This window comes from Pontixanthobacter luteolus (genome assembly GCF_947494915.1).
Taxonomy (GTDB): Bacteria; Pseudomonadota; Alphaproteobacteria; order Sphingomonadales; family Sphingomonadaceae; genus Pontixanthobacter; species Pontixanthobacter luteolus.
This window is the reverse complement of the sequence record NZ_CANLWR010000002.1, coordinates 33676-46316: the sequence shown is the minus strand read 5'-3', so window position 1 is coordinate 46316 and position 12641 is coordinate 33676. Positions and strand designations below refer to the sequence as shown.

General features: G+C 58.6%; 12 protein-coding genes. 4 read left to right on the top strand and 8 right to left on the bottom strand.

Features of this window, described 5'->3' with window-relative positions; genetic code table 11:
- Window positions 1–26 precede the first annotated feature (26 nt).
- Window positions 27–1565, bottom strand: coding sequence for an alanine/glycine:cation symporter family protein (locus tag PO778_RS09095; RefSeq protein WP_271439396.1), 1539 nt, complete (start codon window positions 1563–1565; stop codon window positions 27–29).
- Window positions 1566–1801: 236 nt separating this feature from the next.
- Here PO778_RS09095 and secE point away from each other — a divergent pair, with 236 nt between their 5' ends.
- Both secE and nusG read left to right on the top strand, forming a co-directional pair.
- A complete protein-coding gene (secE, locus tag PO778_RS09090) occupies window positions 1802–2008 on the top strand; it encodes a preprotein translocase subunit SecE (RefSeq protein ID WP_160731594.1) in 207 nt (68 codons plus the stop codon).
- Window positions 2009–2067: 59 nt separating this feature from the next.
- Window positions 2068–2604: a transcription termination/antitermination protein NusG gene (gene nusG, locus PO778_RS09085; protein WP_160731595.1), complete on the top strand. Its 537-nt coding sequence runs from the start codon at window positions 2068–2070 to the stop codon at window positions 2602–2604.
- Between the two features lie 170 nt (window positions 2605–2774).
- Here the strand turns inward: nusG and PO778_RS09080 are convergent, their stop codons facing one another.
- The gene (locus PO778_RS09080; RefSeq protein WP_271439395.1) at window positions 2775–3449 is read right to left on the bottom strand and encodes a PspA/IM30 family protein; all 675 of its coding nucleotides are present in this window, start codon (window positions 3447–3449) and stop codon (window positions 2775–2777) included.
- A gap of 283 nt (window positions 3450–3732) precedes the next feature.
- Between PO778_RS09080 and rplK the strand changes: the two genes are divergently transcribed.
- Both rplK and rplA read left to right on the top strand, forming a co-directional pair.
- Window positions 3733–4164 carry a 50S ribosomal protein L11 gene (rplK, locus tag PO778_RS09075; RefSeq protein WP_271439394.1) on the top strand — a complete coding sequence of 144 codons (432 nt, stop codon included), beginning with the start codon at window positions 3733–3735 and terminating at the stop codon, window positions 4162–4164.
- A 4-nt stretch (window positions 4165–4168) separates the two neighbouring features.
- The gene (gene rplA / locus PO778_RS09070; RefSeq protein ID WP_160731598.1) at window positions 4169–4864 is read left to right on the top strand and encodes a 50S ribosomal protein L1; all 696 of its coding nucleotides are present in this window, start codon (window positions 4169–4171) and stop codon (window positions 4862–4864) included.
- Between the two features lie 111 nt (window positions 4865–4975).
- Here the strand turns inward: rplA and PO778_RS09065 are convergent, their stop codons facing one another.
- The 6 genes from PO778_RS09065 to PO778_RS09040 all read right to left on the bottom strand — a co-directional run bounded on the left by PO778_RS09065 (window position 4976) and on the right by PO778_RS09040 (window position 12560).
- A complete protein-coding gene (locus PO778_RS09065) occupies window positions 4976–5887 on the bottom strand; it encodes a GNAT family N-acetyltransferase (protein ID WP_271439393.1) in 912 nt (303 codons plus the stop codon).
- Entirely contained in the window at window positions 5887–6861 is a 975-nt protein-coding gene (locus PO778_RS09060) for a polysaccharide deacetylase family protein (RefSeq protein WP_271439392.1), read from the bottom strand. Before PO778_RS09060 ends, PO778_RS09065 begins: the two co-directional genes overlap by 1 nt.
- A gap of 65 nt (window positions 6862–6926) precedes the next feature.
- Window positions 6927–7682 carry a competence/damage-inducible protein A gene (locus tag PO778_RS09055; RefSeq protein ID WP_160731601.1) on the bottom strand — a complete coding sequence of 252 codons (756 nt, stop codon included), beginning with the start codon at window positions 7680–7682 and terminating at the stop codon, window positions 6927–6929.
- Window positions 7683–7728: 46 nt separating this feature from the next.
- The gene (locus PO778_RS09050; protein ID WP_271439391.1) at window positions 7729–9231 is read right to left on the bottom strand and encodes a flavin-containing monooxygenase; all 1503 of its coding nucleotides are present in this window, start codon (window positions 9229–9231) and stop codon (window positions 7729–7731) included.
- A gap of 102 nt (window positions 9232–9333) precedes the next feature.
- Window positions 9334–10374 (bottom strand): ACP S-malonyltransferase, encoded by a 1041-nt coding sequence (locus PO778_RS09045; protein WP_271439390.1) that lies wholly within the window; start codon window positions 10372–10374, stop codon window positions 9334–9336.
- Entirely contained in the window at window positions 10371–12560 is a 2190-nt protein-coding gene (locus tag PO778_RS09040) for a thiamine pyrophosphate-dependent enzyme (protein ID WP_271439389.1), read from the bottom strand. The genes PO778_RS09045 and PO778_RS09040 overlap by 4 nt, the downstream gene beginning before the upstream one ends.
- Window positions 12561–12641: the final 81 nt, after the last annotated feature.

Genomic DNA, 12641 nt, shown 5'->3' with positions numbered 1-12641 from the left:
TTGGAACGGCGTTGGCAGTGAACCGGTCAGTATTCGTTCGGCTCTTCCGGCGTGTCGACGTGATGATCGGGTCCGGCTTTGCGGTCGCCTTGCGCCAGTTTGAAGACCACGCCCGACAACAGCGCCAGTGCCAGCAAGTTAGGCAGCGCCATCGCGGCGTTGGAAATGTCGCCCATGCGCCAGACGAGCGTCAGATCCAGTGTGGAGCCGAGATAGATCACCACACACCACAGCACGCGCCAGATCATGTGGAGGACCTTCTCGCCCGCACGGGTCGAACCGGGCACCCGGTCATAGATGAAGGTGATCGCCCGTTCCCCGTAATAGCTCCATGTCAGAAGCGTGGTGAACACGAACAGGATCAATGCAATCGAAGCGATCAAGGTGCCGATTGGCACATTGAAGATTTCGAACGGGAAGGCCGCAGCGAAGGCACCGCTGGTCATGGCAAAGCCTTGCAGATCGGAATTCCATGCATGGCGCACGACCTGATCGCCGGCGGTAAAGTTGCCTTCGACCGTCAGCATTACCAGCGCCGTCATGGTGCAGATCACGATGGTATCAATGAACGTGCCGAGCATTGCCATCCGGCCCTGCTGTTCAGGGTCGCTCGTCTGCGCCACAGCGTGCGCGATCGGGGTGGAACCCTGCCCCGCTTCGTTGGAAAACAGCCCGCGTGCAACACCGGCCCGGATCGCCAACATGATCGCTGCCCCAGCAAATCCGCCCGTGGCGGCCTGCGGGTTAAACGCTCCGTCGAAAATCAGGGCGAAGGTTTCGGGCAGATCACCGAAATTCAGGATCAGCGCGATAATCGCCATCACGATGTAGGCACCGGCCATGAACGGGATGATCTTCTCAGCCACGCTGCCGATGGATTTGATGCCGCCGATAATGACGATGAACACGAGGATCGCAGTAACTGCGCCGCCGATCCATTCCTCAATCCCGAACAATTCGCTCATGCCGTCGGCAATTGCGTTGGCCTGGATCGAGTTGCCGGTCACGAGTGCAGAGAACAGGGTGCCGATACAGAACACGATGGCGAGCCAGGTCCATTTCTTGCCCAGGCCCAGCATGATGTAAGTCATCGGGCCGCCGCGATAGACGCCGTCCGATGTTTTTTCGCGATAACGGATGGCCAGCGAACCTTCTGCAAAGGCCAGTGCCATGCCGATCAACGCGGTAACCCACATCCAGAAAATCGCACCCGGTCCGCCGAGCGCGATAGCTGTTGCGACACCGGCAAGGTTGCCTGTGCCGACCTGACCTGAAAGTGCGGTGGAAAGCGCGGCAAATGGCGAAATCTCACCGGCGCCTTCGCCTTTGCGGCTCTTGAACAGCCCGGCAAATGCACTGCCCAGTTTGCGGATTGGATAGAATTTCAGACCGATCATGATCCACATGCCAATGCCCAGCAGGATCAGGGTCATGGGCGGGACCGGCTGGTCGCCAATGGAAAGCCACGGCAGCGGCTCCCCATTCCACGTGCCGCCCCAGATGAAATCGGAAACGTTTGTTACTTGGTCGATCAGACTGGTCGACCCGGTTGCATTTGCGGCCATTATTTGGCTCCCCCTCATGCGGAAATTGCTGGCGCGCACGCTAGAGTGATGCGCGGGTCAAGGCCAGCGCAAATGAGGCCGCAATCACCGCCTTGCTTTTACTGGCTTGCGGGCCTAGATGGATTTTCTCTTCCGACATCGGAGTTATAAAAGCCCCTCCCGATCTTGAATCGGGGCGGCGATGACCCCATCCCGGAAGAGACGAAATTTAACACGGGCAGCGAGAGCTGGATATTATGGCCGAGAAAAGCAGCAGGACTTCACCGGCGGAATTCCTCCGACAGGTACAGAACGAAACCAAGAAAGTCGTGTGGCCAACACGTCAGGAAACGATCACGACCGCGATTTTCGTGGGTATCATGATGGTGATCCTGTCGATGTTCTTCCTCGGCGTCGATTCGGTATTCGGCTCGATCGTGAACTGGCTGCTTTCGCTGGCCTGACCGTAACGCGGCCCGCATGGCGGGCGGCACATTAAAAGTTTATCTTACAGGGATTGCAGATGGCTCGCTGGTACATCATCCACGCTTATTCGGGTTTCGAGAACAAGGTTCGCGACGCGATCATTGCCGAGGCAGAGCGTCTTGGCCTTTCCGAGGGCGTCGAGGAAGTCGAAGTTCCGACAGAAACCGTGACCGAAGTGAAGCGCGGCAAGAAGGTTCAGGTCGAACGCAAGTTCATGCCCGGCTACGTTCTGGCAAAGCTGAACATGACCGACGACATCTATCACCTTGTGAAGAACACGCCGAAAGTCACCGGTTTCCTTGGTTCGGGCAACAAGCCGCAGGCGATTTCCGAAAAGGAAGCTGCACGGTATTTTGGCGGCGTGGAAGAAGCGAAGCTGGCCCCGAAGAAGCAAATCCAGGTCGATTACGAAATCGGCGATCAGGTCAAAGTTCTCGACGGTCCGTTCGCGAGCTTCAACGGCGTGGTCGAAGAGCTCGATTTCGACAAGGCGAAGGTCAAGGTTTCGGTGTCCATCTTTGGCCGTGCAACGCCGGTCGAGCTGGAATTCGAACAGGTCGAACTGGTCAAGTAAGCTGCTCCCCTCGGGGACTTACCAATAAAAATCAGATCCAGTCGCCGTTTGTCTCGGGCAAATGGCGCACCAGTGCCGCGCCGGCAGAGTGCGAGCGGATAGCTCGTTCCCGGACCGTTGATGTCTGGAACGTCTGCTGAGGCGCGGACCCTTTGTTTTTTACTAGGAGCTTATCCAGCCTTGCGCTTTTTGGCGGCTGGTTTGGCTGATTTGCGCAGCTTTTCCAGCTCGGCATCGATCGAGGTTTCTCGCTGCATGGCGGCGATTTCCTGCTCGATCTGAGTGTGTGAAGGCGAGCTTCCGCCTTGCTGGTCATTGGCCAGTGCTACACGGCGTTCCAGTTCAGAAATTCGGTCCAGGCGTTTGTCGTTCTGGCCGTCGCTGCCGGCACCCTGCTTGGCAGACGGTGCCGTTTCAGTTGCGGCCCCGACTTCGCGCAGCTTTTCATCGGTTTCAGCCAGTTTTCCGGCAAGCTGCTGGAGCGCTTCGCGTGCCTCGTCAATCTTCGCACCAAGGCTTTCGGCGTCGGCCTTGTGCTGCTCGGCGTTGATCTTGCAGTCCTCACGGGCGAGCAATGCTGAACGGGCCAGATCTTCCCGCCCGTGGTCCATGGCGATCTTCGCCTTGTCCGACCAGTCTTTGGCATCGGACTGCGCCTTGGCGGAGGCACCTTCCGTGCGTCCCTGCTGGCGTTCGAGCTTGCTGATCTCACCGTGCAGGGCAATGTCCGCCTCTTCGATTTCGCGGCGCAAGTGACGCAGCATCTTTGCAGGGCTCGAAGCGGATGCGACCATCGAAGAAACATTGTTGGAAACCAGCTCGCGCACTCGAATGACAATCTGCATGAATATTCCCCCCTACACGGCCTAACGCACCGAATTCCTGTCACTTTTGCCTGTGATTACGTTAATGGGCGGTAAGTGCAAGCCAAGGGCGGCGATTTTGTCGCGCGCACTTGCCAACAAACCTTGCATTTGAGCCGTAATCCGCTATCTGCGCGCTTCCCAAGCAACAGCTTTGGAAAAACCATGCGGGAGGCGGGCGTACTCGCTGCTCGACCGCTTAACATGAACTTCGGCATTTGCGGTATTCCGTGATGCCGGGGCGATAGTGTGAAAGGAGGCCATCGTGGCCAAGAAAATTGACGGCTATATCAAGCTGCAGGTGCCAGCAGGCACTGCGAACCCATCACCGCCGATCGGCCCTGCGCTGGGTCAGCGCGGCGTAAACATCATGGAATTCTGCAAGGCGTTCAACGCTGCCACGCAGGACCTTGAAAAGAGTGCACCGATCCCGACGATCATCACCGTTTATGCGGACCGTTCGTTCAGTTTTATCACCAAGACGCCGCCTGCCAGCTACTACATCAAGAAAGCTGCCAAGCTGAAGTCGGGCTCGAGCGAGCCGGGCAAGGTTGTCGCCGGTTCGATCAAGCGGAGCCAGGTTAAAGAGATCGCAGAAGCCAAAATGGCTGATCTCAACGCAAACGATATCGATCAGGCAATGAAAATCATCGAAGGCTCCGTGCGTTCGATGGGCCTCGAAGTGGTGGAGGGCTGATCCAATGGCTAAACTGACCAAAACGCAAAAAGTTCGCGCTGAAATGGATCGCGAAAAGATCTACGGCGTAGACGAAGCAATCGCTACGCTGCGCGAGCACGCCAGCAAGAAGTTCGACGAAACCGTCGAGATCGCCATCAACCTCGGTGTCGATCCGCGCCACGCAGACCAGATGGTCCGCGGCATGGTTTCCCTGCCAGCAGGCACGGGCAAGGACGTGAAGGTTGCTGTGTTCGCACGCGGCGACAACGCAGAAAAAGCCACCGCTGCCGGTGCCGACAAGGTTGGCGCTGAAGACCTGATGGAAGACATGCAGGCCGGCAATCTCGATTACGATCGCGTGATCGCAACCCCTGACATGATGGGCGTTGTTGGCCGTCTTGGTAAGGTTCTGGGTCCTAAGGGCCTGATGCCTAACCCCAAGCTGGGCACTGTCACGCCGAACGTGGAACAGGCAGTCAAGGACGCCAAGGGCGGCCAGGTTGAATTCCGCGTCGAGAAGATGGGCATCATCCACAGCGGCATCGGCAAGATGTCGTTCAACGATGCCGACCTGAAGAAGAACTTCGAATCGCTCACTCAGGCAATCGTGAAAGCGAAGCCGTCGGGTTCGAAGGGCAAATACGTCAAGAAGGTCTCGCTGACCTCTTCGATGGGCCCGGGCCTGAAGATCGATCTCGCTGAAATCGAAGGCGCATAATTCGCGCTTTCCATTCGGTAGGAACTGAAATTGGGGCCGGGGGAGAAATCCTCCGGCCCTTTTTCTTTGTCAGCCGGCCCGGGTGGATTGTGGTGTCTGAGGCTGGGGTCGTCAGGCTCTAAGGGCGCGGCGCGCAGCGGCCAACGCACCGGTTTTCTCGGCCAGCGTCCGTGCGGCGGCGACGCTGCTGTCGAATGCGGCAAGCGAGCCGAGCAGCAAGCGGTTGGATGTATCGCGTTTCAGGAACAGGAAACTGCAACATTCGACGCTGTCGGTGCCGAACATCGCCTTGTGCGCGCCTTCGCCTTCGGTGAAATCGAAATAGCGATAGCGTTGCTCCGCAAACAGACGCTCGAGTGCTTCCAGTTGGAGAACGGTGCCTGGCGACAGCCGTGAATATGCGGGATCATAGCCGAGAAAAGCGTAGCTGATCGTTTGCTGATCTATGGGCAGGTAGAGGTAGCTGACCGGCTCTCCATCGGCACACAGCAGGTAAGCGCGAACATTGCCGCTCTGCGCGAGGCGGCGCCGCTCGGCATGCGATGCTTCATCTTCCGGCAACCCCGCATCGAGCGATTTGGCCTGATAGGTGCGGCGCGAGAGGGGCAGCGCCAAATCGCGAAACTCATCCATCTCGGCAGGTGTGCGGAATTCGCGGAATTCGGCTGTACTGCCGATATCTTTCAGCAGCTTTCGATATTTGCGGCGCAGGGTCGAACGCGTCTTTCCTGAGAACCGGGCCATATAGTCATCAAAGGTTCCGGCCATGTCGATATAGTGCCGGCGGTACTCCTGCGCCCCGCCAATCATCATCTCCGGATGCTGTGCGAGCAGGCCCGCCACACTGCCCGCGGGCGCCGACAAAATGCGGTAGCCATCGTCTCCTGCGGAGAGTTCCGGCAAATTCAGGACGGCACCGCTCACAGCTTCGGGCAGGGACATCGACACGGTTTGGAGCGTTTTCGGGACCGAGAAGAGAACCTTGGAGCCAGCGACGAATTTTACAGGGACAGCACCGCTCATCAATTCGTCCCGTACATCAGGTTGGCTAGTGCCTGTTCTGCCAGGCGCAAGCCGGAGCGCACTTCGCTCAGTGGCAGGATGGCGCCCGGATCAATGGTCGTCGCAGGTTGCGGCGGCGTTCCTGTGAATGTCGCAGAATAGACGCCGGGCATCGCCGACAACCCGGCACAGAACCGTTCAAACCGTTTCTGGACAATATGATTGATCTGCGACCTGTCCCGGCTCAGCAATTCGAAACTGTGTGAAACGACAGTGAAAGACGGAAATCCATTGGCTTTTGCATGCCGAATTGCAGCGAGCAGCTCCCAGGCGGAAAGCGCGGTGATCTGCGCATGGCGGTAGTCCTGGCCGAAATTTGCGACACATCCGATCGGAACAGCGATCACGCCTTCATGCTCCAGCGGCTGCCTGTCATTGCTTGAAAGCGAGATCTCGCAAGCGCCGTCCGGTATACCCGGTGGATGGCTGGTATCGTAGCCGATTCCCAATTCGCTAAGCGCCCGGAGGGTTACATCATTGGCCCCGTAATTACCGGCTCTGAAGGCGGTAGGCGGCGGGGCGCCCGCTGCCACCAAAACGTCTCTCGCGTAATCGAGGATAGCGAGTTGGTCTTCAAATTCGAAATCGGCGATATTGTCGCCGGTCCGGCTGCCAATCGGGTTTGCGTCTCCTGCAAGTTCCAGCCATTCGGTATGGACATGCAACTGCACATCATGGCCGCGCATGAGGATTGGCTCGACGATGTCGGTAATCGATTCGACTCCCCAGATCAGGGCTGGCATCGGGTCGACGAAGAACACGCCTCTGAGCCCGTGAGCATCGAATACGTCCATCTGGTAGGTTGTTCCCACCGATCCCGCCGGCGTGTCGCAGGCAATGGACCGGGCAAAATTTTCTTCGCGCAGGTGGACGCCCTCTGCCTTGGCAAAGCCAGCAGAATATTCGGTGTCGATCGTGATGTAGACCGCCGTCATGCCACCGACCTTAGCCGCGACAGGTTAAAACAGCGTATTCAGCCCCCGGGGCAGAAGGCCTGCGATCAGATGCCGCCGGGGGTGAAGTCGAAACCGGCCACACTCAAGCCATCGCAAAGTGTATCGACGCAGCTCTTCAGATCGTCCGCATCGGTTGAGCGGACCACGAAATTCGATCCGACCTTGCCTTCGCGGAAGAATGGATAGCTGCCGATCTGGCAATTTTCGTGCGCTTGCTCTGTTTCCCGCAACAGGTCCGAAACCTCACTCTCTGGAATCCAGCCGCCAACAGTCTCTGTCAGCAGCTGCGCGCCGCCTTCCAGCGTGCCGGTTAGCGCATCCAGCATACCTGCGGTGATGTGCGGGACCCCAGCCATCAGATAGAGATTGTCGATCTTGATGCCGGGCGCCCCGGATTTCTGATTGGGGATCAATTCTGCCCCATCTGGCACGCGCGCCATCCGCAATCGGCCTTCTGTCAGGCCGCCTTTGTCGGCGTAGTATTTTTCCAGGATTGCCCGAGCGGTTGGATGAATTACAACATCGACACCAAGTGCAGCGGCAATTGCATCGACAGTGATATCGTCATGCGTGGGGCCGATCCCGCCGGTTGTGAACAGGTAATCATTGCGGGCACGAAGTGCGTTCACCGCTTCGACGATGCGTTCCTGCACATCCGCAACCACGCGCACTTCGTCAAGCCGGATACCCTGCACCTGTAGCCAGCTGGCAACTTGCGCAATGTTCTTGTCATGGGTGCGGCCAGACAGGATTTCGTCACCAATGATAACGAGACCTGCCGTATAGATTTTTTCGCTCATGCAAGCGGGTTAGGCGATTGCGACCGCAAGGTGAAGCGGCGTTTGCCTATTCTGCGGCCTCAAGCTGCTCACCTGGCAATTGCGCATTTGCACCAGCCTTGCGGAATGACAGCAGTCCATCATCGACAGGTTCTGTCATCATGATCTTGCGGTCGGCGATATATTCCTGGTTCAGACGCCATGGATAGGACACGGCATTTTTCGGCATGATATGCTTGCCGCGCTGAATGTAGCCGGATGAAAAGTCGAAAATGTCGTCCTCTTCCAATCCGTGATCCTGTGGCAGCACAGGCACGGCGATGTCGCTGCCCTTGCGCTCCATTTCGTTGAGCACGCGGCAGACGAAATCGGAATTGATGTCTGCCCGCAGCGTCCAGCTGGCGTTGAGGTAACCGAACACAACCGCGAGGTTGGGCAGGTTCGAGAACATGCAGCCCTTGTAATAGAACCGCTCGCTGAAATCGACCGGAACGCCTTCCTGGGTCACAGCGATCTTGCCTGCCACGGCCAGTTTCAGGCCAGTCGCGGTGACGATGATGTCGGCATCCAGCTTCTCGCCGCTTTCCAGCTCCACGCCGCCTTCGACGAATTTGGCAATCCGACCGGTTACGACGCTGGCCTTGCCCGACTTCATCGCCTCGAACAGGTCATCATCGGGTACTAGGCACAGGCGTTGATCCCACGGATCGTAGGGCGGGGTGAAATTAGAAAGATCGTAATCCTTGCCCATCGATTTGAGGATGCGCTTGTGAAGTCCCTGCTTCACTTTCTCCGGCTTGTTACGAGCCATCTTGAAGGAGAAGTCCTGCATCTTGATGTTTTTCCAGCGCGTGATCTTGTACGCCATTTCTTCGGGCAGAATCTTGCGAAGGAAGTTTGCCAGCGCGTCTTTCGCCGGGCGCGAGAACATCCAGGTTGGCGTGCGCTGCAGCATCGTAACATGCGCGGCCTTGTCGGCCATCGACGGGACGATCGTAACCGCCGTCGCGCCCGAACCGATTACGACGATCTTCTTGCCGGCGTAATCGAGGTCTTCCGGCCAGAATTGCGGGTGGATCACCTGACCTTTGAATTCGCCGAAATCGAAGCCCGGATCATAAGGCTCGTCGTAGTCGTAATATCCGGATCCGAGATAGACGAAATTCGCGGTCATCCGCTTGTGTTCGCCGTCGGGCATCTGGATGGTCACGTGCCAGCGCGCCTCGTCCCCGCGCCAATCAGCTGCGATGACCCTCTGCTGATAGCGGATATGTTCGCGGATGCCGCGTTCGTCGACGATGGTGTTGAGGTAATCCATGATCGACGGCGCATCAGCGATGCTTTTTTCATGCTTCCACGGTTCGAATACGAAACCCAGGGTATGCATGTCGCTGTCCGAACGGATGCCGGGGTATTTGAACAGATCCCACGTGCCGCCAAGGTTTTCACGCATCTCCACGATCGCATAGGAGCGGGTGGGGCAGTGCATTTCCATATGGGCTGCCATGCCAATGCCGGAAATTCCGGCACCTACAATCAGAACATCGAAATCGGGTGGTGTTGCCAGCATCTTTGTCTCTCCTGACCGCAGATAAGCACAGCCGAAGAGGAAATGCGAGTCAGGTTGCGAATGAGTACTGATATTGGCGTCGGACGGAGCTTGGCCCGGCGGTTAAACCACCAGAGAACGCTGGTCTTTCAGGCCCATTGACACGAGCAGCGGTTCGCTCTCCTGCACCGCCTTGAAGTCGGCCTTGCTACCCATTCCCTTCCATCCGGACAGAATCAACGATTGGGCGACCGCTCCGCCCAGTGTGGTGCCGGGGCCAGTGACGATGAACAGATCAGGGGCAAATTCACGGGCAGCGGTCCCGATGGCGCGGGTGAAATCATACGTCTGGGTGACCTGATGCCCCAGTGTGTATTCGCGCAGTGCCGCCACATCGCTGGCTTGCGGCCACCAGATCGCGCCGCGTCCATCGATCATCGGCAGTTCCGGCTGACGGAAGAGATCAAGTCCAAGCTGCTGGCGCCCTTTCGCAGCCACCGGTTCCTGCATGGGCGTATGGAACGCCGCATGGTTGCCTAACCGCATGGGGAAGCGGCCGTCTATCGGCTCGACCGTGTTCTCGAATGCCTTGAGGCCGGCTTCATTGCCCGCCAGCACCAGCATACCGCCAAGATGGATCGAAGGCAGGAGGATATGCTCTGGCCTGCTGTCAATATCCGAAACGATATCAAGCAGGTACTCTCGCCGTGTGTGATCAGGTTCCCAACCGTCGCCCAGGAACGGATATACCAACTGTCCGCCGATCAGTGCTTCCTGCATCAGGGTGCCCATGGTGTTGGCGACGGTGAAGCCGCTTTCCGGGCTGGTGGCACCGGCGCAGGCGAGCGCAGAATACCAGCCCATCGAATTGCCGGTCACTGCAACGATGTCGACCGCGTCACGGTCGAGCGACAGAAAATCGCCCACAGTGGCGGCAAAGATCAGGCCCGATGCATTGTCACCGCGTGTGTGGCGCGCAAGGCTGAACCTGTCGGCCCCATCAAGGGCGGACAGGGTGTCCTGCCCCATTGCCGAGCGCTGCTCGTCGAATTCCTGAAGCAGCCCCTGATCGGGAAAATGCGCGGCAAGATAACCAAGCTCGGTCTTGTTATAGGTCCCTCTGCCAGGACAGATGACGACAGCGGTCTTGCGCGGATTGGTCACCGTGTCTCTCCCACAAGGCTGCGGGCGGCGGCGATTATGCTGTCTGTCGATGGCATCGTCACGGCGTAGGCCGGACCGGTTGGGATGAAGCTGTCTTCTGCCACCAGCCGCGCGTGGGGGACGTCCGATCTTTCAGTGAACAGGGCCATCAATGCCTCCGCAAGCCCTCCGGTTCTGCGTGTCTCGTCCACGATCAGAACATTGGCGCAGCCCGCGGCCGCTTCGAGCAGGGATTCCTCGGGTAATGGGGACAGCCAGTTCAGGTCGATCACCCGCGCATCGATCCCGCCCTCGGCGAGCTTCGCCTGCGCCTGCCGCGAAAGGTATGTGCCGTTGCCGAAAGTCACGATAGCCAGGTCAGTCCCGTGTCCGTGGACCGACACCTGACCGAATTCGAGGCGCTGTGACGGGTCTGGATATCGCTGCATCCACAAACCGTCACCCTGCTCGTGCAGGTCGCGCATCGGATACAGCGCGATCGGTTCGAGGAAGATCACGAGCCGCTGCTCTTCGCGTGCCAACCTTACGGCCTCGCGCAGCATCAGCGCCGCGTTGGCACCGTTTGAGGGACAGGCCAGGATCACGCCCGGCACATCGCGTATCGCGGCGAAGCTGTTATCGTTATGAAAATGTCCGCCAAAACCCTTCTGGTAGCCAAGGCCCGCAATCCGCAGCACCATCGGATTGGTGTATTGGCCATTGGAGAAAAACGGCAGGGTCGCGCCTTCGCCGCGGATTTGGTCTTCCGCATTGTGGTAATAGGCGAGGAACTGGATTTCCGGGATCGGCAGGAATCCGTTTTGCGCCATTCCCAGACCAAGGCCGAGGATGGATTGTTCATCCAGCAAGGTATCGATCACACGCGCCCGTCCAAACCGGTTGGCGAGTTTCTGCGTCACCCCGTAAACGCCGCCCTTACGCCCGATATCCTCGCCCATCATCGCGATCTCGCGGTGTTCGAGCATCAGGTCGGTCAGTGTCCAGTTGATCAAGCGCGACATGATCTGTGGCTGATCCATCTGTTTCATGTCGCCGCCAAAGGCAGCGGCGCGTTCTTCCGCCGTCGGCCCGTTGGAGGGCGCGCATTCACGTTTTGGCGGGATCAGGCTGGCCATTACATCGCGGGCATTGTCCAGCCGGGGGCGCGAACACGCCTCTTGTGCGATCCGGTCCACCCGTTCGCCTGTCCTGTTGTAGATATCGAGCGCCTGTGAGGGTGAAAGCGCGCCCGCCGTTTCCAGCAGCCTGACCGCATGCAGCAGCGGATCATTTGCCTCTTCAGCCTCGACCTCTGCCTTGGCCATATAGGTTGTCGGCACATCTGCCCCGGCGTGACCGTACAGCCGGATGGTGCGGATATGGAGGAAAGCCGGTTTGCGGCGTTTTCGAACATATTCCGCCGCTTCCTGCGCGACGCGGAATGTTTCGTAGATATCCAGACCGTCGCAGCTGAAATATTTCAATCCCGGGCGGGTGCTGAAATTGGCCGCGATCCAGCCTGTCGGTGTCTTGGTGGAAATGCCGATGCCATTGTCTTCGCAGACCCACAGCAGCGGCATCGGAATGTTCTGATACGCAGTCCAGCTTGCCGTGTTGATCGCGCCTTGTGCGGTCGAATGGTTAGCAGATGCATCGCCGAAACTGCACATTACGATCGCATCGTCGGGCAATTGCTTGTGTTCGGGCGGCTGCCGTTTTGCGAGGCTGATCGAATACGCCGCGCCGACCGCCTTGGGCAGATGGCTGGCGATGGTCGATGTTTGCGGCGGAATCGTCAGCGCCTTTGATCCCAGCACCTTGTGACGGCCGCCGGAAATCGGGTCTTCGCTGGAACACGCAAAGCTCAGCAGCATATCCCAGGTGATCGTCTGACCCGGCACCTGTTCGGCGCGCTGGATCTGGAATGCAGCGTCGCGGTAATGCAGGAATGCCATGTCGGTCGGGCGCAGCGCCGCGGCAATCGCGGCCATCCCTTCATGCCCGGACGATCCGATTGTGTAGAAGCCTTGGCCCTTGCCCTGCATCGCCCGGCTAGTGCGGTCCAGCGCGCGGGTCAGGCAACCTGACCGGTAGATCGATACGGCAAGCTCGGGGCTTAGCGGTCCCGAAGGCGCATGGCCTTGCGGAAGATCGCCTGCGGCTACACGGCGAAGGAAATTCTCGTGAACTATCTGGGCGCGGTCCATCCACCGCCTTTTGCAAATTCCGGTTTCAATGGAAACGACTTTCTCGTGAAACGGAGTGGGGAAAGCTGGCGCGCACGCCTT